At 64.8% G+C, this 19,672-nt stretch carries 17 protein-coding genes, 1 tRNA gene and 1 rRNA gene; 11 read left to right on the top strand and 8 right to left on the bottom strand.

All coding sequences use genetic code 11. From position 1 onward, the window contains the following. Positions 1-2: 2 nt before the first annotated feature. From AC1DD3_RS20095 to AC1DD3_RS20085, 3 genes are all read right to left on the bottom strand, one after another. On the bottom strand, positions 3-1,142 hold the full coding sequence (locus AC1DD3_RS20095; RefSeq protein WP_476882369.1) for a Gfo/Idh/MocA family protein: 1,140 nt from the start codon (positions 1,140-1,142) through the stop codon (positions 3-5). Positions 1,143-1,227: 85 nt separating this feature from the next. Further along, positions 1,228-2,577, bottom strand: coding sequence for an MFS transporter (locus AC1DD3_RS20090; RefSeq protein ID WP_230119755.1), 1,350 nt, complete (start codon positions 2,575-2,577; stop codon positions 1,228-1,230). A 217-nt stretch (positions 2,578-2,794) separates the two neighbouring features. Next, the gene (locus AC1DD3_RS20085; protein WP_230119754.1) at positions 2,795-3,601 is read right to left on the bottom strand and encodes an IclR family transcriptional regulator; all 807 of its coding nucleotides are present in this window, start codon (positions 3,599-3,601) and stop codon (positions 2,795-2,797) included. Between the two features lie 125 nt (positions 3,602-3,726). Here AC1DD3_RS20085 and AC1DD3_RS20080 point away from each other — a divergent pair, with 125 nt between their 5' ends. From AC1DD3_RS20080 to AC1DD3_RS20060, 5 genes are all read left to right on the top strand, one after another. Next, on the top strand, positions 3,727-4,623 hold the full coding sequence (locus AC1DD3_RS20080) for a LysR family transcriptional regulator (RefSeq protein ID WP_230119753.1): 897 nt from the start codon (positions 3,727-3,729) through the stop codon (positions 4,621-4,623). 116 nt (positions 4,624-4,739) lie between these two features. Then, positions 4,740-5,057: a YciI family protein gene (locus AC1DD3_RS20075; RefSeq protein WP_476882368.1), complete on the top strand. Its 318-nt coding sequence runs from the start codon at positions 4,740-4,742 to the stop codon at positions 5,055-5,057. Beyond that, the gene (locus AC1DD3_RS20070; protein ID WP_476882367.1) at positions 4,997-6,130 is read left to right on the top strand and encodes an alcohol dehydrogenase catalytic domain-containing protein; all 1,134 of its coding nucleotides are present in this window, start codon (positions 4,997-4,999) and stop codon (positions 6,128-6,130) included. Before AC1DD3_RS20075 ends, AC1DD3_RS20070 begins: the two co-directional genes overlap by 61 nt. Next, on the top strand, positions 6,127-7,131 hold the full coding sequence (locus AC1DD3_RS20065; protein WP_476882366.1) for an FAD-dependent oxidoreductase: 1,005 nt from the start codon (positions 6,127-6,129) through the stop codon (positions 7,129-7,131). The genes AC1DD3_RS20070 and AC1DD3_RS20065 overlap by 4 nt, the downstream gene beginning before the upstream one ends. A gap of 20 nt (positions 7,132-7,151) precedes the next feature. Further along, on the top strand, positions 7,152-7,763 hold the full coding sequence (locus AC1DD3_RS20060) for an FAD-binding protein (RefSeq protein WP_476882365.1): 612 nt from the start codon (positions 7,152-7,154) through the stop codon (positions 7,761-7,763). 197 nt (positions 7,764-7,960) lie between these two features. Here the strand turns inward: AC1DD3_RS20060 and AC1DD3_RS20055 are convergent. Together AC1DD3_RS20055 and AC1DD3_RS20050 are read right to left on the bottom strand one after the other, a co-directional pair. After that, positions 7,961-8,034 (bottom strand) — tRNA-Thr (locus AC1DD3_RS20055). A 136-nt stretch (positions 8,035-8,170) separates the two neighbouring features. Then, positions 8,171-9,061 (bottom strand): DsbA family protein, encoded by an 891-nt coding sequence (locus tag AC1DD3_RS20050; RefSeq protein WP_230119749.1) that lies wholly within the window; start codon positions 9,059-9,061, stop codon positions 8,171-8,173. A 179-nt stretch (positions 9,062-9,240) separates the two neighbouring features. Between AC1DD3_RS20050 and AC1DD3_RS20045 the strand changes: the two genes are divergently transcribed. From AC1DD3_RS20045 to AC1DD3_RS20030, 4 genes are all read left to right on the top strand, one after another. Further along, positions 9,241-10,743 carry an alpha,alpha-trehalose-phosphate synthase (UDP-forming) gene (locus tag AC1DD3_RS20045; protein WP_290369781.1) on the top strand — a complete coding sequence of 501 codons (1,503 nt, stop codon included), beginning with the start codon at positions 9,241-9,243 and terminating at the stop codon, positions 10,741-10,743. Beyond that, positions 10,733-11,563 carry a trehalose-phosphatase gene (gene otsB, locus AC1DD3_RS20040; RefSeq protein WP_230119748.1) on the top strand — a complete coding sequence of 277 codons (831 nt, stop codon included), beginning with the start codon at positions 10,733-10,735 and terminating at the stop codon, positions 11,561-11,563. The genes AC1DD3_RS20045 and otsB overlap by 11 nt, the downstream gene beginning before the upstream one ends. A 226-nt stretch (positions 11,564-11,789) precedes the next feature. Further along, a complete protein-coding gene (locus tag AC1DD3_RS20035; RefSeq protein WP_230119747.1) occupies positions 11,790-12,872 on the top strand; it encodes an ABC transporter ATP-binding protein in 1,083 nt (360 codons plus the stop codon). A gap of 158 nt (positions 12,873-13,030) precedes the next feature. Next, positions 13,031-14,449 carry a DUF4032 domain-containing protein gene (locus AC1DD3_RS20030; RefSeq protein WP_476877609.1) on the top strand — a complete coding sequence of 473 codons (1,419 nt, stop codon included), beginning with the start codon at positions 13,031-13,033 and terminating at the stop codon, positions 14,447-14,449. Between the two features lie 105 nt (positions 14,450-14,554). Here AC1DD3_RS20030 and AC1DD3_RS20025 read toward each other — a convergent pair whose 3' ends face one another. Continuing rightward, the gene (locus AC1DD3_RS20025; protein WP_476882364.1) at positions 14,555-15,925 is read right to left on the bottom strand and encodes an FAD-binding oxidoreductase; all 1,371 of its coding nucleotides are present in this window, start codon (positions 15,923-15,925) and stop codon (positions 14,555-14,557) included. A 203-nt stretch (positions 15,926-16,128) separates the two neighbouring features. Between AC1DD3_RS20025 and AC1DD3_RS20020 the strand changes: the two genes are divergently transcribed. Then, the gene (locus AC1DD3_RS20020) at positions 16,129-17,874 is read left to right on the top strand and encodes a glycoside hydrolase family 13 protein (protein WP_476882363.1); all 1,746 of its coding nucleotides are present in this window, start codon (positions 16,129-16,131) and stop codon (positions 17,872-17,874) included. Positions 17,875-17,878: 4 nt separating this feature from the next. Further along, on the top strand, positions 17,879-18,898 hold the full coding sequence (locus AC1DD3_RS20015) for a LacI family DNA-binding transcriptional regulator (protein ID WP_230119743.1): 1,020 nt from the start codon (positions 17,879-17,881) through the stop codon (positions 18,896-18,898). Here AC1DD3_RS20015 and AC1DD3_RS20010 read toward each other — a convergent pair. Both AC1DD3_RS20010 and rrf read right to left on the bottom strand, forming a co-directional pair. Then, positions 18,891-19,385 carry an SRPBCC domain-containing protein gene (locus AC1DD3_RS20010; protein ID WP_476882362.1) on the bottom strand — a complete coding sequence of 165 codons (495 nt, stop codon included), beginning with the start codon at positions 19,383-19,385 and terminating at the stop codon, positions 18,891-18,893. The genes AC1DD3_RS20015 and AC1DD3_RS20010 overlap by 8 nt on opposite strands. Positions 19,386-19,578: 193 nt before the next feature. Continuing rightward, a 5S ribosomal RNA gene (rrf, locus tag AC1DD3_RS20005) occupies positions 19,579-19,672 on the bottom strand; the annotation flags it as partial.

The following is a 19,672-nucleotide window of genomic DNA, read 5'->3' as shown; positions in this document are numbered from 1 at the left end:
GCTTAACCTGCCACCTTCTGGCCCACCCGCAGTTCCGGGATGCTCGTATGAGCGGCGTGGACCGGCGCGAAGCGAACGGGCTCGCCGGTGCGGGAGGACTCATAGACGGCCAGCAGGATCCGCAGGGACTTGAGTGCGTCCTTGCCCGTGATGGCAGGTTCGGTTCCGGTCTCCAAGGCACGGACAAAGTCCTTGACCTGAAGGGTGTGGAATGGAACCAGCTGGCCGTTGATGGCAGACAGATCGACGTTGGGCTCCGCCCCTTCCGGGTGGACAGGCTCGACGACGATCTTCTCGCCTACCGCCCACAGGTCCAGGCGGCCATCGCTTCCTTCAGGGAATTCCGTGAGGGAAGCCGAGGCTCCCGTTTCCCCCGTGATGCGGAGCTGGATGCCGAGGTTTGGCGATACCGCGGTGGAGGCCTCAAGCGTAGCCATGGCCCCGGACGTAAAAGTGATCACCGCCGTCGCGGAATCCTCTACCTCTATGTAGTCGCCGTGGCGGTAGGTGTTGACCTTGCCGTAGACCTCGGCCACGTCACCCAGGTACCACTGCAGAAGGTCGATCTGGTGGACGGCTTGGGACATCAGGACCCCGCCGCCGTCGTTCTCCCAGGTCCCGCGCCAGGCGTCGCGGTTGTAGTACTCGGGTGCCCGGTGCAGCATGACCGAGCACTGGGCCAATATGGCACGGCCCAGCGTGCCGTCGTCGATCGCGGCGCGGATCTTCTGCGAGGCGGGCCAGAAGCGGCGCTGGAACAGCACCCCGAGTTGGACTCCGGCTTCCTCGCACGCGGCCACCATGCGTTCGGCGGATTCCAGCTTTGTGGCGATGGGCTTCTCGCAGAGGGCATGGACGCCGGCTGCTGCCGCTTTCAGGACTACTTCTTCGTGCGTCGGATGCGGCGTGCAGACGGAGACGATGTCCAGGTCCAGGGTTAGGAGTTCATCCACGGTAGTCACTGCGTTGGGCACGGCCCACGCTTCAGCCGCGGCCAGTGCGCGGTCTGGATCCACGTCGCAGACTCCGACGATCTGGACGTTCTCCAGAGCACGGAACGCCGCCAGGTGGTTGCGGGAAATGGCGCCGCAACCCGCGATTCCAACGCGGAAGGTGCGGGGCGCTGCTGCTGACGAGGTCATGGGGTATCCAACTTTCGAGGCATTGGGTCGTTGTTTCGTGTGGTCCTGGCTGGGCGGCAGGTGGGTGCCGCCCAGCCTTCGGTGGCTAGCGCCGCGGCTTTCCCAGTTCTTCGAGGGGAACGTTGTAGGTCTCGCGGGCCGTCATGATGGCGATAGCCGAGGCCACCAGGCAAAGGATGGTGAAGCCGGCCACCGGCATCCAGCCGTCGTGTCCGGGCTGTGCAAGAAGCGTTGCGATGGCGGGTGCGAAGCCAGCCAGGATCAGACCGATCTGGCTACCGATCGCCATACCGGAATAGCGGACCGCCGCCGGGAACATCTCGGGGAAGAAGACCGTCCACACGCCATTCCAGCAGGAGTAGAAGACGGTCATGTTCAGGAAGCCGAAGAGGAATATCAGTGCGATGTTGTGCTCGCTGATGGCCCAGAAGTAACCGATGGTGGTCGCGGCGCAACCAACGGCTCCGACCAGGAGGACTTTCTTGCGGCCGATCCGGTCGGAGATGACGCCTGCCATGGGAATGGTGACCATGGACAGGCCGACCGTCACGGCGTTGACAGTGAGCATCAGAGTGCGGTCAATGCCGATTGCGGGGCCGGTGGCGTACGCCAGTGCGTAGACCGTGAAGGTGGTTTGCATGACGGAGAACAGCATGACCACGCCGACCCGCAGTACGTCGCGCCACTGGGTCTTGAGGACCACGGCCGCCGGGACGGACTTGGGCTTACCGTCTTCGACGATTTCTTCGAAGACAGGCGGCTCGTCCAGCCGCGTGCGGATCCAGTACGCCACGGCGAGGACCACTACGGAGAGCCAGAATGGCACGCGCCAACCCCAGCTGAGGAGTTGATCTTCCGGAAGTGCGGCGAGGGGGATGAAGACGATGGTGGACAGCACCATTCCGGAGGCGTACCCGGTCATCACAAAGCTCGTGAAGAAGGCGCGGCGGCCCTCGGGTGAGTGCTCCATGGTGAGGGTTGATGCCCCGGCGGACTCAGCGCCTGCGGAGAATCCCTGGGCCAGGCGGCCTACCAGCAGAAGCGCTGTCGCCCAGTAGCCCATCTGCCCGTAGGTCGGCAGGAAACCGATGCCGATGGAAGCGACGCCCATGATGACCAGCGTGATCATGAGTGCCTGCTTTCGGCCGATCCTGTCGCCGAAGTGGCTCATGACGACGCCACCGAGGGGCCTGGCCAAGTAGCCGACGCCGAACGTCGCCATGGCTCCGAGGAGCGCGACCACGGGATCTCCGCCAGGGAAAAAGACCTTCGGGAAGATCAGCGCGGCAGCGGTGCCGTAGATGAAGAAGTCGTAGTACTCCAGGGTGGACCCCAGGAAGGAGGCGAGCGCCGCCTTCTTGGGCATTTTGACGTGTTCCCCCGGCGCTGCCGGGTTGTGAACATCCGAGGGCGAGTGCTGCTGCACGGGTCCCATACTGTCTCCTCATTGAGTGCGCCGGTGGTGGCACCGCCATGGTGCCTTGCCCGGCCAAGAATTGGGGTGAGTTGTTATCGCCAGCCAGTGCTTTGTTGTGCAGCCCATTCGGCAGTCGTTGATGACGACTGCGGGATGTGTGCTCCAGATCACAAGCGATCTTTCCTCTGAAAACGACTGTAGGGCTGCCGTCACACAGCGCGGGGAAACTTCCCGTTCAACGGGACGATGTGCTTTCCAGCCACGGGCGGGAGCCATACGGACGGCGCTCAGCACCCATGGTCCGTGATAGGCCGCGTCCCGCGGCCACCAATACCGGGAGGATGACCTGGGGGTCCTCGTGCAGGGTGGGAAGCACGACGGCAATCGCACCGATCACAGTGTTGCCCTCGCCGAAAACCGGGACTGCATAGGCGGTGTTCTCCGGCACCAGCACTCCGGCCATGCGGACGTAGCCGCGCTCGCGGATCAGGGCCAGATGCGCCCGGATCCGCACCGGATCGGTTTCCGTGGCGGCCGTGGTTTTCTCCAGCGGTCCGGTGAGGAAGCGCTCCTGCACGGCGCGGGGCATGTGCGCCATCATGGCCATGCCCGGCGTCGTGTTGTGGATGCCGAGCCTGCCGGCCACGGCGGCGAGATTGGTTGCGGTGCCGTGCTGGTCCAGCTGCTCGAGGTACAGCACCGTGCCGGATTCGACGTCGGGGATCGCAAGCGCGACCTGCTCGCGAACGGCGGCGTGGACGCCTTCCAGGAACGGCAGGCCGCGGCGGCGGAACTCTTCGAGGGGGTTACTCCGGGACGCCAGTTCCCACATCTTCATCCCGACGCCGAACTCCCCGGCCTCGTTGCGCTCCAGTAGCCCGCTCACGGCCAAATCCGTGGCCAGACGATGCACTGTGCTGCTGGACATTCCGGTGATCCGGACCATCTCCCGCAAGGGAAGCCACGGTTGGCCCTTGGAAAAGGCCTCCATGATCTTCACGACCCGCTCGATGACGGATTCCCCCGACGCCGAGTTTGCCATGATGCCTCCATCGAACTTCCGGAGCCCGGCCTTCCCGGCCCCAAAACCCAATATAGCCTTGCACTGAACACCAGGACCGTGCAGCTGGGACATGCAGGCCGGACCCCGAGAACCTAGGAGCGAAAGTGGAACTGCGGCAGATTGAGGCCTTCCTGGCCGTGGCCGAAGAGTTGCACTTCGGGCGGGCGGCAGAGCGGCTCAGGATAGCGCAGTCACCCCTGAGCCAGACCATCCGGAAGCTCGAAAGGGATCTGGGCGCGCCGCTGTTTGAACGCAACACCCGGTCCGTCACCCTGACCACGGCGGGGCACTCATTGCTGCCGCACGCCCGGAAGATCCTCGAAGAAGTCGACCTGGCGCGCAGATCGATCCAGGCTGAAAGCGGAACGGTCTACGGGAAGCTCGCCATCGGCTTTTCCGGCGCTCTGAACCACACCACTCTTCCAGCCCTGACGCGGGCACTGCGCCAGCACTACCCCCAGCTCGACGTGTCCCTGCATGGCGGTTTGCTCACCCAGGAAGCCCTGCAACAACTGATCCACGGCGCATTGGACCTTGCCTTCATCGGCCTGCCCATCGACGCACCCACGCTGGCCACCCGCAGAATCGCCACTGAGCGCCTTGGAGCTACCGTGCCGGCAGACCACCGGCTTGCCGGGAGGGAATCGGTGGAGGTAGCGGAGTTAGCCGGGGATCCATTCGTCACCATGCCCGCGGCTCAGGGTTCCACCCTCCGGGAGGTCACGTTCGCCGCCTGTGCTGCCGCCGGATTCCGACCAAGGATCAGCCAGGAAGTCGCAGATCCCTACACCGCGCTTTCACTGGTTGCCGGCGGGATCGGCATCAGCCTCATGCCGGAATCCATCGAAGGAATCATGCCCGCAGGCACGGTCTTTCTGCCACTGTCCGGGGATGAAGTCCTGCTCTTTTCGGGGCTCGCCTGGAACCCCGGCGCAATGTCCCCGGCCCTGCTGGCGGCCCTTAACCTGGCCGAAGAGGTGCTGCCCACGCCCGCGGAGTGATCCGACTATGTGCAATTTTCACATAGTCGATGACGTATTAAGTATTGGACAAGTCCTAATTCGTTGCCCAGCATTGAGGAAAGCCCAACCACCCACTCAATGAAGAGGACAACTCCATGCCCACTTTCGCCGTCACCTACGCGTACTCCTACTCCAGTTCCGCCGAGCGGGACGTGGCCCGGCCCGGGCACGTCGAATTTCTTAAGGCCCAATTCGAGACCGGCCGGCTCCTCAAGAGCGGCCCCTTCGGCTCCGAGGAAGCTCCCGGCGCCCTGCTGATCATCGCCGGGGATTCCAAGGCGGATGTCGAGTCGCTCATGGACCAGGACCCGTTCCAGCAGGCAGGCCTCATCGAGGAACGCACAGTGCGCCAGTGGAACATCTTCTTTGGCGTCGACGCTGGCCGGACCGCCGTGAACACAGTGCAGAACTGAGGCCCGGGATGCTGTCCGCGCTCACGGCTTCGAAAGAGATCATCGACTTCCAGGAATCAGCTGAACCCGCCCTCGAATCAGGGCACGCCCTGGTCCGGATCCACAACGTCACGCTTTGCGGCACCGACCTCCACATTTGGGAGGACGACTACCCCACAGAGCTGCCCATCATCCAAGGCCACGAGTTCTCCGGCATCGTCGAGGCCATAGGCCCAAACCAAGCCGTAGCCCCCGGCGAAGCCCGCATCAATATAGGCGACAGGGTTGCCGTCAACCCCATGATCTACTGCGGTGCATGCCAACCCTGCCTCACGGGCAGGTACAACGTCTGCCAAAACGTCGGCTGCCTCGGTTGCTACTCGGACGGAGCACTCGTGGAGCTGATAACAGTTCCGCTGGACAAACTGTGTCCCGTGCCCGACGAACTGCCCCTGGACATCGCCGCCATGGGAGAGCCCACATCCATCGCCATCCAGGCAGTCAACCGCGGCCGGCCCGTTGCCGGTGAAGTTGCGCTGGTGCTGGGAAGTGGACCCATCGGACTGCTCGCCACGCTTTACCTGACGGAGTTGGGCGTCCACGTGGTATGCGCCGATAGGGAGCAGCACCGCTTGGATCTCGCCGTCCAATTCGGAGCTGCCGACACCTTGCTGGTGACGCCAGGCGGCGATTTCCCTGACGCCGAACAGGTGCCTCGGCTGGACGCGCTGACTGGCGGCTACGGTCCGCAGCTGGTCATCGAAGCCACGGGCGTGCCGTCCTCCCTTGAGAACGCCATCAGGCTTGTTGCCAGCGCCGGGAGGATCGTCCAAGTCGGCATCTCCCCGCGCCAAGCCTCCGTCTCCATGAAAGACATCCCCTATAAGGAACTGGACTTGATGGGAAGCCGCATGAGCCTGAACCTCATCCCGGACGGACTGGCATTGCTGGCACGCCACCCGGAACAGGCCCGGGCTCTCATGACCCACCGCTTCGCGTTCGCAGACCTTCAACAGGCGTTCCGACTGATGCAGGGGCGCACGGAGAAGATCGGCAAGATCCTCATCCAGATGCCCGCAGGAAGCGTCGCATGAGTACCTCAATCCTCACTCGACCCGAAAAGCTCGCCAGCGAGTACGACGTCGTGGTTATCGGCAGCGGGGCCGCAGGTCTGGTTGCTGCGGTCCGCGCCGCCGATGCCGGCCTGAGCGTCCTTGTCGTCGAAAAGGCCGCCCTTCTGGGCGGGACGACAGCCGCCGGTGGCGGCGTGATGTGGGCGCCGAACAACCACCTCGCCAAAGCCGCGGGGTACCAGGACAGCCATGCCGACGGCGTTGCCTACCTTTCAGAGGCGGCCGGCCACGTGATGGCGGCTGAGGAAATCGACTGGTACGTGGGCATTGCGCCCCGGGCCGTGGACTACCTCAACCGCAACACCAAAGTGTCCATGACTCCGATCGCCCGCCCGGACTATCACATGGAGTGGAAAGGTTCCGCGAACGGCGGCCGGGGCTTGGACAACAACGCTTTCGATCCCCAGGACTACCCGGGGTTGTCGGAACTGATCCGGCAGTCCTCCTACTTCCCGCTGCTCACCATGACCGAGCGGGACGAACTCAACGGCCGCGCCGCAGACCCGTCGCTCCTGGAGCATCGGGCTTCCACCGGGATACGGACCATGGGAGGAGCGCTGGTCGGGAGCCTGCTTGCGAGCGCCCTGGACCGCGATGTGCAGATCGCGGCATCTACTCCCGTGGAGGAGCTGCAGCCCGCCGATGCCGGATGGAAGGTGAGCCTTGGCGGTGCCGCGGCCGGCGCGCACGTGGCCGCGACCGCCGTCGTACTGGCCTCCGGCGGGTTCGAATGGAATTCGAGGCTCCGCAACGCTTTCCTGCCTTTCCCGGTGACGCCGATCAGTGCGCCGTCGAACGAGGGCGACGGTTTGGAGCTCGGGCTGAAGGCCGGCGCGGCTGTGGAGGACATGTCAGCCGTGTGGGGCGTTCCGGTGATTTCGACGGCGGCCCATCAGTACGACGGGCAGCGGTCCGGCCGGATGGGCAACGTCGAAATGACGCTGCCGGCTCGATCACGGTGAACAGCGACGGGAAGCGCTTCGTGAACGAGGCCCTTAACTATCACGATGCCAGCAGGGTCTTCGCCTCCATCAACCCGCACACCGGCAGGCAACAGAACAGTCCCGCGTGGCTGGTTTTCGACTCCCATTACCTGGCCAAGTACCCGGTGGCGGGGTCGACGCCGGGTAAGCCCGCTGAGTGGATGGCGTCCGCTCCTAGTGTCGAGCTCTTGGCTTCGGAGGCGGGCATCAACCCGGCCGGGCTGGTTTCGACCGTCACAAAGTTCAACGCGGATGCGGCCCTTGGCATGGACACGGAGTTCGGGCGGGGCGCAACACCGCAGGACCGGTTCCTCGGTGACGCCGGAAACACGCCAAACCCCTGCCTGGCACCGCTGGCTGCAGGACCGTTCTACGCCGTTCCCATCCACGCCGGCGTACTGGGGACCTCGGGCGGGCTGGCCACGGACTTCAACGGCCGCGTGCTGGATCGCCGCCAGCAACCCATCCCGGGACTCTACGCCGCCGGCAACGTCTCGGCCGGCGTCTTCCGCAACAACTACCCGGGCGGCGGCGCCACCCTCGGCTCGGCGATCACTCGGGCCTTCGCGGTTGGCGAGGATCTGGCGGCCCGGCTGTCGCCGACAAGCTGAAAAGGTGACGAAACGCCCGACGGTAACTGCCCCTATGGGGCGCTTAGATCACTAAACGACACGCTCCGGACTAAAAGCGAAGGTAAGCGCCACGTTCAATCCCCCGAAGGATTCGAACCGGGGATCCCTCCGAGTGAAGGCTGTAATCCTCCCGCGCCGGGCCGCCTACGGAACGAAAGCCGCAAAGCCACAATGAGAGCCTCCTGTCGGATTCGAACCGACGACCCCCGCTTTACAAGAGCGGTGCTCTGGCCAACTGAGCTAAGGAGGCGCGCCCGTCAGGGCGTGCGCCACAACGGCGCTAGACAAGGTTAGCCCACGGACTGCCCGCAGGTAAAAACGGCGGTGGCCCGCTTCCCGGAAGAATCCGGGAACGGGCCACCGCCGTAAAGCCTGGCTGGCGCGGGCTAGGCCTTGGCCTTGATGGCTGCGTCGACGAAGGCCGGGAATTCTGTCTGGGCGCTGTCTCCCTTGCCCCACTGCTTGCCGTCCACCAGGACGGTGGGGGTGCCGGTGACGCCCAGGACCGCCGCTTCCTGGGTGGTGTACTTCACCCAGGGGCGGTAGGTCTTCTCTTCGACGCACTTGTCGATGCTCTTCGCGCCCACTTCGGTGGCCATCTTCTTCAGCTCATCGTCGGACAGCCCCGCGCTGCCCTCGGCAGGCTGCTTGTCGAACAGGGCGTTGACGTAGTCCGAGTACTTCTCCGGGGACTCGTTGACAACACAGGCCGCGGCGTTCGCTGCACGGGAGGAGTAGTTGGTGGTGGACCGGCTGTCCAGGAACCCCATGGCGCGGTATTCCACGGTGATCTTGCCTTCGTCGCGAAGCTTCGTGAGGGTCTCGTTGTACGTTGCTTCGAAGTTCTTGCAGACGGGGCAGATGAAGTCGATGTAGAGCACCACCTTCACCGGCTTGCCGGCCTCAGCCTCGGCTCCGGGGGCCTTGACCGTGGCGGGAGCCGATGCGGGGGCTTCCGGAAGGTCCGTGATGTTCACGGTCGCGGGATCGGACTTGGCGACCTCGGAGCCCTTGAGCAGGGTGATGCCGCCATGGGCGTTTCCGTTGGCCGGCGTAGGGCCCTGGTCCGCTACGGGCGCATTACTCCGGAGGCTTGAGCTGACGATGATCGCCACGACTGCAAGGATGGCGACCACCACAACAACGATGCCCCATCCGATGAGCAACTTGTTCCGCTTGTCCTTCTTCAGCTGCTCTTCACGGATCTGGCGGGCTTTCTCGCGGGCCTCTGCCGTGCGTTCTGCTTTGGACATGCGGGGTTCGTTTGCGGGGCTCATTAGTTCCTCGTGTCGATCGGACAGGTGCGGACCACCCAGGGGCAACTCTCCCATTTTAGGGGGAAACCCCGGAGCTTGCGCTTTCAAGTATTCCTTCAGCCTGCCCAACGGACGAATAGCCCGGAAGATTCCGGCCCGTTAGGGTTGGCTTAGAGCCACAAGCAACCCCAGGGGGCGCAATGCAAGGACCTGACAGCGACAAACCGAATACGGGAACGGACGGCGGGGCTACGTCTGCAGACAGCTCCCACGCCACAACGTACGACTTCATGGTGGTGTCCAACCGCCTGCCAGTCGACCGCTGCGCCCCGGGAGAGCACGGAGACGACGGCTCCGGCTGGCGCCGTTCGCCCGGCGGCCTGGTGACCGCGCTCGCTCCGATGATGACCAAGACCGACGGCGCGTGGGTCGGCTGGCACGGCGCCCCCGACGAAACGGTCAAGCCGTTCAGCCACGGCGGCATGGACCTGGTCCCGGTCCAGCTGAGCAACGATGACGTTGAGCTGTATTACGAGGGCTTCTCCAACGCCACCCTCTGGCCGCTTTACCACGATGTCATCGCCCCGCCGGAGTTTCACAGAACCTGGTGGGAGTCTTACCGGAAGGTCAACAGAAGGTTCGCCGACGCCGTCGTGCGCCATGCCGACCACGGCGCAACAGTGTGGGTCCAGGATTACCAGCTCCAGCTCGTGCCGCGGATGCTGCGCGAGGCCCGGCCCGACCTGCGGATCGGATTCTTCAACCACATCCCCTTCCCCCCGCCCGAGATCTTCGCCCAGCTCCCCTGGCGCCACGCCATCATCGACGGGCTGCTGGGCGCCGACCTCGTGGGCTTCCAGCGCAGCAGCGACGCCGGCAACTTCATGCGCTCGGCCCGCCGGTTCCTCGGCGCCAGCGTCAAGCAGCAGCAGGTCCACGTCAAGGGCGCCGACGGCGGCATCACCCATATCGCCCGCGCCCAGGCCTTCCCCATCTCGATCGACGTCCGGCAGATCACGGAACTGGCAAGAAAACCGGAAATCATTGAACGGTCGCGCCAGATCCGCCAGGACCTCGGCAATCCCAAGACCATCCTGCTGGGGGTCGACCGCCTCGACTACACCAAGGGCATCCGGCACCGGCTCAAAGCCTACGAAGAGCTACTCAAGGAGGGAAAGCTCAACGTTGGCGATGCAACGCTGATCCAGGTGGCCAGCCCGAGCCGCGAGCGCGTGGAGCAGTACCGCCTGCTGCGCGAAGAGGTGGAGGGCACCGTGGGCCACATCAACGGAACCTACGACACCATCGAGAACACGGCCGTGCGCTACCTGCACCACAGCTACCCCATTGAAGAGATGGTGGCGCTCTATCTGGCAGCGGACGTCATGCTGGTCACGGCCTTGCGCGACGGCATGAATCTCGTGGCCAAGGAATATGTCACTGCGCGGACCAACAACGACGGCGCGCTGGTCCTCAGCGAATTCGCGGGCGCAGCAGACCAGCTCAAGCAGGCGCTGCTTATGAACCCGCACGACATCGACGGGCTCAAGGACACTGTCATGCGGGCCGTAGGGATGTCTCCCAAAGAATCGGCCCGCCGCATGCGTTCCATGCGCAAACAGATCCTCGACCACGACGTCGACCATTGGTCCGCCGAGTTCCTGCACGCCCTTAACGAAAAGGTGGTCCGCGATGACTCCTGAGGCAGACCCCGCCCGCGCCCGTGAAAGCACCCCGCTGACGCTCCCACCGGAGCTGCTGGAGGCCGTCCGGCGCATCGCCGGCACTGAACACCTGCTGGTCGCCATGGACTTCGACGGCACCATCTCGCCGCTCGTGGACCACGCGGGCGACGCGCGCCCGCTGCCCCGTTCCGCGGCCGCCTTCGCGGAGCTCGCTGTCCTTCCGCGCACGACGACGGCACTCATCTCGGGGAGGGCCCTCGACAGCCTGCGGGCGGTCGCCTCACCCCCCGAAGAGACTCTGCTGATCGGCAGCCACGGAGCCGAGGCCTGGCTCGGCCCGGGTTCGGCGCCCCTCACCCTGGAGCCCGAACAGCGGGAACTCCTGGCTGAGGTCCGCAGCATTCTGGAAGGCATCGTGGAGCTCGCCCCCGGCACACTCCTGGAGGACAAGCCCGCGGGCGTCGTCCTCCACACGAGACTGGCCGCGGATGACGTGGCCGAAGACGCGGTTTCCGCCGCCCGCGCGGCACTAAAGGAGCGCAAGGGACTTTATCTCAAGAACGGAAAGAGGGTTCTTGAAACGTCAGTGGTCCACGCCTCGAAGGGCGAGGGCGTCGACTTCCTCAGGCAGGCCTCAGGCGCCACGGCCGTGATATTCGCCGGCGACGACACCACTGACGAAGACGCCTTCGGACGCCTCACGCCGGGTGACGTGGGTGTCAAAGTGGGCCTCGATTTCACACAGGCCCAGTTCCGCGTCGAGGCGCCCGTGCACGTCGCCGAACTGCTGGAAGCCCTGCTGCGGGAGCGGCGCAAGACCGTGGAAGTGCCATCCTGATCCGGCCCGCGTGTGGCATCTCACGTGTGAGCTCCGTAACATTTGCAACCATTCGGGATAAATCTGACATACTCTCTATGTGATGTGGCGCACAGGAACCGTGCGGCGTCACGCGATACTCCTCGGCTTAGGCCGGGGAGTACATAAAGCAGTACATAACTGAATTACATGAACCATTCACTACGGATCGTCCGGCACGTACCTGCCGGTGAAGGGATTGATAACTGTGGCTACAGTTACTTTTGATAACGCTACGCGTCTGTACCCGGGCACAGAGAAGCCCGCTGTTGACAAGCTCAACATCGAAATCGCTGATGGCGAATTTCTGGTCCTCGTAGGACCCTCCGGCTGCGGCAAGTCCACTTCCCTGCGAATGCTCGCAGGCCTCGAAGATGTGAACGCCGGCCGTATCCTCATTGGCGACCGCGATGTCACCGACGTTCCGCCGAAGGACCGCGACATCGCGATGGTTTTCCAGAACTACGCCCTGTACCCCCACATGACCGTGGCGGACAACATGGGCTTCGCTCTGAAGATCGCAGGCGTCAGCAAGGAAGAGCGCGCCGAGCGCGTCCGCGAAGCTGCCAAGCTCCTGGACCTCGAGCCGTACCTGGACCGCAAGCCGAAGGCCCTTTCCGGCGGTCAGCGCCAGCGTGTTGCCATGGGCCGTGCTATCGTCCGTAACCCGCAGGTCTTCCTCATGGATGAGCCGCTGTCCAACCTGGACGCCAAGCTCCGTGTCCAGACCCGCACCCAGATTGCGTCCCTGACGCGCCGACTGGGCGTCACCACCGTGTACGTGACCCACGACCAGGTGGAAGCTATGACCATGGGCGACCGCGTCGCCGTGCTCAAAGACGGCCTGCTGATGCAGGTGGACACCCCGCGCAACCTCTACGACAAGCCCAAGAACGTCTTCGTTGCCGGCTTCATCGGCTCCCCCGCCATGAACCTGCTGGAACTCCCCGTCGTCGACGGCGGCGTCCAGTTCGGCGGAACCGTCTACCCGGTTCCCCGCGATGTCCTCGAAGAGGCACACGGCGCCACTGTCACCCTGGGTTCACGCCCCGAGGACCTCGAGCAGGTCGCTGCAGGTGAAGGTCTTCAGGTTGAGGTTGACGTCGTCGAAGAACTCGGCGCCGATGCCTACGTCTACGGTCACACCACGCTGGACGGCAAGAGCCACGACATCGTGGCCCGTGTCGACGGCCGCCGGCCCCCGATGAAGGGTGAGTCCATCTACGTTCGCCCGCAGTCCGGACACGTACACCTGTTCGACACCAAGACCGGCCTGCGCCTGGGCGACTAGTCCCCACCGGCGGTTGAGCCTGTCGAAACCGCCAGAGCATCTCCGGAATAAGCAACCGACGGCGGCCCTCCCAACCGGAAGGGCCGCCGTCGGGCGTTAAGCACCGGCACCCTGACTCTGTTTAGGCACGCCGACCCTACGTACGGAAGAATTGAGCCATGACCGAGGAATACAGCGCCCAGTGGCATGACGAACCCACCGACTACGGGCAGATCGGCAAGCTGCCGCGGTTCGAAGCCGCCAGTGCGAACGATGAAAAAGCGTCCTTGGTCTCCAGTTCCCTGAATATCACTGCGGCCGCCGCGGATCCGGAACTGCTGGACCTGCCGTGGCACATTGCGCTCGAAGACTGGCCGGCCGAGAACCTGGCCGCCCTCCCCCGCGGCATCTCGCGGCACATCGTGCGCTTCGCACACCTGGGCGGGTCCGTCATCGCCATCAAGGAAACCTCCGAACACGTTGCCCGCCACGAGTACCACATGCTCCGGAAGCTGGCCCGGCTGGATGTCCCTTGTGTGGAACCCGTCGCCGTCATCACCGGCCGCACCACCCCGGACGGCAGGCCCCTTAACCCTGTACTCGTCACACGCCACCTCAAGTTCTCCATGCCGTACCGCGCTCTCTTCTCCCAGATGCTGCGCAAGGACACCCTGACCCGGCTCATCGACGCGCAGGCCCTGCTGATGGTTCGGCTGCACCTCATCGGCTTCTACTGGGGCGACGTCTCGCTTTCCAACACCCTGTTCCGCCGGGATGCCGGCGCCTTTGCCGCGTACCTCGTGGACGCGGAAACCGGCGAACTCTATCCGGACCTCTCCACCGGCCAACGGGAGTATGACCTGGAGATTGCCCGCGTGAACATCGCCGGCGAGCTCATGGACCTCCTCGACGGCGGCCTGATCGAGGAGAAGGTGGACCCGGTGGCCACGAGCGAGCTCATCATGGAAAGCTACCGCCGCCTCTGGATGGAGCTGACCGAAAAGGAATCGTTCGAACTTGGCGAACGCTGGCGGGTGGGCGCCCGCATCCGGCGCCTCAACGAGCTGGGCTTCGACGTCGAGGAATACGCGATCAAGACCACCCAGAACGGCTCCACCATCCAGCTGCAGCCGAAGGTCGTGGACGCCGGCCACCATATGCGGCGCCTGTTGCGCCTCACCGGGCTGGATGCCCAGGAGAACCAGGCCCGCCGCCTGCTGAACGACATGGACTCGTTCCGCGCGGACAACAATCCGGAGATGGACGAGGAATACAGCGCGCACCTCTGGGTGAGCCAGATCTTCGAACCCATCGTGCGCTCGATCCCCCGCGACCTCTCAAGAAAACTGGAACCCGCCGAAGCCGTGCACGAAGTGCTCGAGCACCGCTGGTACATGTCCGAAAAACAGGAACGCCACATTCCGCTGGCCGAAGCGGTGCAGTCCTACATCGATTCCATCCTGCGCCACCGCCGGGATGAGGCAGCCATCATGCTCAACCCCGACACCGGGCTCCTGAAGATCCTGGAAGTGGAAACGGAAGAGTCCCGGTACGGCGACGAAGAATCCGTTGACGAGTACCCGGACTCAGACGACTGATCCTGAGCGCACGGCCAACGCGCCGCTGCCAGTGGCACGGCCGGTTGTGGCGCTGCTTATTGCGGCACTGCTTGTTGTGCCACTGCTTGTTATGGCACAGCTGCGTTAAATCGCTTTGCCCGGGTTCAGTATGCCTGCGGGGTCGAAGAGCTCTTTGACCCGTCGCTGCAGTTCACGGATGGGTTCCGGCTGCTCCAGGCTCAGCCAGCGCAGCTTGTACTGCCCGATGCCATGCTCCCCCGTGATGGTGCCGCCCATGTCCAGTGCAACCGCGATTGACGCATCCAGTGCCTTGTTCAGGCGTTGCATCGCATCAGCGTCCACAAGGTCATTCACGCGGTCCACCCAGAACGTGGGATGCAGGTTCCCGTCGCCGGCGTGGGCCACCACCTTGAGTTTCACTTCGTGGACCTCAGCCAGCGATTCGAGAGCTGCCACGTAGTCCACCAGCCGCGAACGGGGCACTGCCACGTCCTCGCCCACCCGGTACTGATCGTCCACTTCGACGCCGCGGCTGTTGCGCCGCAGTTCCACCAGCTGCTCGGCTTCCTCGCTGGCTTCGGTGGTCACCACCGCGCCGCCCGCGGCAAGCACATCCCGCACGACGGCGGCCTCCGCCGCTGCCCCGAAGCCGTCGGTCTGGATCAGCAGGAGGGAGGCCCCCCTCGACGCCAGGTCCGAGCCGTGGATCTCATCCAGCTGCGTGAGCGACCCGCCGTCGAGCAGTTCCATGATGGCCGGCTGTACGCGGGCCCTGCCCACGGCTAGCACGCCGGCGGCTGCCTGCCGAAAGTCAGGGTAGAAGGCTGCGATAGTGTGCACCTCCCGCGGCAGGTACTTGAGCCGCACTGTTGCGCCCACCACGATCCCGAGCGTCCCCTCCGATCCGACGAACAACCCGGTGAGGTCGTAGCCTGCCACGCCCTTGAAGGTCTGGTGGCCGGTGCGGATGAGCGAACCGTCGGCGAGCACCACATCCAGCGCCAGCACAGAGTCGCGTGTCACTCCGTACTTGGCGCAACGCAGCCCACCGGCGTTCGTGGCTACATTCCCGCCGATCGTGGACATCCTGAAACTCGCCGGGTCCGGCGCGAACATCAGGCCGTGTCTGGCGGCAGCATCGTTCAGGTCTGCGTTGACCACTCCCGGTTCCACGACGGCGGTCTCGTCGTCCGGGTTCAGGTCCAGTATCCGATTCATCCGCTCGAGGCTCAGAACGACCGACCCCTCGGTGGCGTGGGCTCCTCCGGAGACCCCCGTTCCGGCACCCCGCGCCACAAGTGGAACCAGGTGCGCGGCGCAGCTCTTCACGGTTGCCTGTACGTCCGCCACCGACGCCGCAAAGACCACAGCGAGCGGCTGCTGATAGTCCAGCACCGGCGCCTGGTCCACCGCGTAGGCGGCCAGGACGGCCGGGTCCTGGACTACTTTTCCTGGCCCCAGGTTTGACGTGAGTTCGTCAGCAATGCTGCTCATTGGGTCTCCCGTTTCCGTCACACGTGCCTCCCAGTCTAGATGTCGGCCCAGTCCCGTGAGTTACGTCTCACCTACCGGAATGCAAGCGCTTCCAATCCAGTGAAGGTCCTGACGCTTCTACACGGGAGTATTACCGAAACTGTCAACGTACTACGCACTGGAAGCGCTTTCATTCTGACCTGCGCTGCCTCTAAACTTGCCCAATGTCTGTTGACTCATTACTGCATTCCCCTTCGCCGCTGGCCGGCTCCCTGACACCCGTCCACGCCGCTGACAATGCCCACGGCTGGTGGCGATCGGCCGTCATCTACCAGGTGTACCCGCGGTCCTTCCGGGACATGAACGGCGACGGGATCGGCGACCTCGCCGGCATCACGGCGGAACTGCCGCAGCTGGCCGAACTGGACATCGACGCGGTGTGGCTCTCACCCTTTTACCGCTCCCCCCAGCGCGACGCAGGCTATGACGTCAGTGACTACTGCGATGTGGACCCGCTGTTCGGCTCGCTCGGCGACTTCGACGGAATGGTGTCCGAGGCCAACCGGCTCGGCATCAGGGTGATCGTGGACCTGGTCCCCAACCACTGCTCTGACCAGCACCGCGATTTCCAGGCTGCGCTGGCCGCAGGGCCGGGCAGCCCGCAGAGGGACATGTTCATCTTCCGGGACGGCACAGGCCCCGCGGGCGAGGAGCCGCCCAACAACTGGGAGTCGCACTTTGGAGGTCCGGCCTGGACACGGATCACCGAGCCGGACGGAACACCGGGGCAGTGGTACCTGCACCTCTTCGACTCTTCCCAGCCTGATTTCAACTGGGACAACCAGGCCGTCCACGACGAGTTTGAGCGCGTGCTGCGCTTCTGGCTGGACCGCGGCGTCTCCGGCTTCCGCGTGGACGTGGCCCATGCCTTGGTCAAGGCGCCCGGGCTTCCTGCTTGGGGCGGACGCGCCGACGGCACCAGCATCGATGGCTTCCCGGGGCATGCAGCCCCCATGTTCGGCCAGCCGGCCCTGCACGACATCTTCCGGAACTGGCGCCGCATCCTTGAAGAGTACGGCCCCGACCGCATCCTGTGCGCCGAGGCCAATGTAGAGCCGTTGTCCCGCCTGGCCGAGTGGGTCCGGCCGGACGAGATGCATCAGGCGTTCAACTTCCCCTACCTGCATGCCGGCTTGGACATCCACCGGCTGCGGCACGTCATCACCGAGTCCCTGACGTCGCTGGACGCCGTGGGCGCGCCCAGCACCTGGGTACTGTCCAACCACGACGTCGTGCGGCACGCCACCCGCTTCGGCTACTACTGGTCGTCACCGCGCGAAGGCGACGGAATCGGGCCCCAGGACCCCCAGCCGGATCACGACCTGGGCAGAACCCGGGCCGCAGCTGCCACCCTGTTCATGCTGGGCCTGCCTGGCGGTGCCTACATCTACCAGGGCGAGGAGCTTGGCCTTCCCGACGGCATCGACATCCCCGCCCACCAGCGGCAGGATCCTACGTTCGCGCGGACCGGAGGCGCCCGGCTGGGCCGCGACGGTTGCCGCGTCCCGCTGCCGTGGCGTGCCTCCGAGCCGCACCACGGCTTTGGTTCCGGCCAGGACCCCTGGCTGCCGCAGCCGGCGAGCTTCGCCGAACTGGCCCGGGACGCCCAGGCCGGGGACCCGTCGTCGCACTTGAACCTGTACCGGCGCATGCTGGCGGTCCGCCGCGAACTCGGCCTCGGCCGCGGTTCACTGTCGTGGGCCGAAGAGTGGTGCACCGGCGCCTCGTTGGGTTTCCTCAACGGCAACATCCTGGTGGTCATGAATGTCGGCCAAGACGCCCTCGAACTGCCTGCGGGTGCAGTGCTGCTGCGCAGCTCCGCCAGGGACTACGGAACCGAGGGCTGGCATGGATTAGGCTCTGGGGAGACCGTTTGGTTGAGGATTTCAGCAGAGGATACGGAGACCTAACAACATGGCCGGCATCAAGGACGTCGCGGAACGTGCCGGGCTCTCCATAGCCACCGTTTCGCGGGCCTTGAGCGGCAAGGGCAACGTGTCGCCGAAGAGCCGCGAACGTGCCCAGGCGGCGGCTTCCGATCTCGGTTTCGTGCCGTCTTACCAGGCTTCGAGCCTGGCCTCCGGCCGCAATTACAACATCGGGCTCGTGGTCCCCTCCGTCCACCGCTGGTACTTCTCGTCGGTGGTGGAGGGCGTTTCTGCGGCGCTGCTGGACGCCGGCTATGACCTGACGCTGTACAACGTCAGTGAGGGCTCAGCGCGCCGGCAGAGCGTCCTCAAGGACTTCCTGCTCCGCCAGCGCGTAGACGCCGTGATAGCCGTTTCGCTGGCCCTGACGGAGTCGGAGATCGGGCAGATGCTGGCTGTGCACCGGCCCATCGTGGGCATTGGCGGCCCGCTCCAGGGCGCCTCCACCATCCGGATCGACGACCACGGCCTGTCCGAAGCGGCGGTGAACCACCTCATCCGGCTGGGCCACTCCAGGATCGCGCATCTGACCGGAGATTCAGTCTATGAACAGGACTTCAAGATCCCGCGCACGCGGCTCGCAGGTTTTGAAATGGCCATGCGGGATGCAGGGCACGACGTCCGGCCGGAGTGGATTGCCACCGCTGATTTCACCATCCAGGGCGGCTACGCCACGGCTCGTCAGCTCCTCGGCAGCCCGTCTGAGCGTCCCACCGCGGTCTTCGCCGCTTCCGATGAAATGGCCATCGGCGCCATCCTCGCTGCCCGCGACTTCGGCCTCAGGGTCCCGGAAGATCTGTCCGTCATCGGTTTGGACGGGCACGAGCTCGGTGAACTCTTCGGTCTCACCACCATTGACCAGGATCCCCGCGGCCAGGGGGCGCTGGCGGTGCGCCTCTTGCTGGAGGGGCTCGACGGCGGCGCCGGCCGGCCGGCAGTCGATACCGAGTACCCCACGAAGTTCGTTATCCGGTCGAGTACCGCCGTACCGCCATCGATCAGCTAGCTGGCACGCCCATGAAGCGGGCAAACCTTGCGAGGACATCCGGCCAACCCTTGTCGTAGCTGGCGCGGGTCGCGGACGGGTCCTCCGCGCCCTCCCAGCCGTCATGGACCAGGCGCACCTCGGTGCCCCCATCCACGGCTCTGAACGCGACCCTCAGCTCCGTAGACCACAACGCTGTGGTTCCCGGATACCAGGACGCGTGGAACGACAACGGCGGCTGCCAATCATCGATGGTTCCCCACGAAGTGGTCTTGCCATCGTCCGCCGTCTCAAGGATGAGGTTTTCCTCAAACTCAACGTGCGACCCCGTACCGAAGACACTGTGCTCCTCCATGGGCCACCACAAATGCGTATGGTCCGTAAACCCCATGAAGGCCCGGGATACAGGTCCAGGCACAACCACGGTGCAGATCACCGGATCCAATTCGATGGAGGGATCAGGCTGATTGGCGCCGGGGCCGGCAGCGTGGCTGAAGAGGTTTTCCATGGGCACCAACTCTACAACCTCGAGACCGACAGGATCGCTGGTGCGGGCTGGTGGTTGAGCCCGTCGAAGCCCGAGCCGGGCTCTGGTTGTGCTCGCCGAAAATAGGGGCCGGTGCATGCGGTGGTGTGGTTGGTTTTCGGGTTAAAGAGCGAAGGCCCCGACATTTGCTGTCGGGGCCTTGGCCGTAAATAGTGTCCGGCGGTGACCTACTCTCCCACACCCTCCCGGGTGCAGTACCATCGGCGCTGTGGGTCTTAGCTTCCGGGTTCGGAATGGGACCGGGCGTT

It is taken from the genome of Arthrobacter sp. 05T444 (assembly GCF_056395905.1).
Note: the sequence above shows the minus strand (reverse complement) of the source record. Positions and strands in the feature narration are given on the sequence as shown.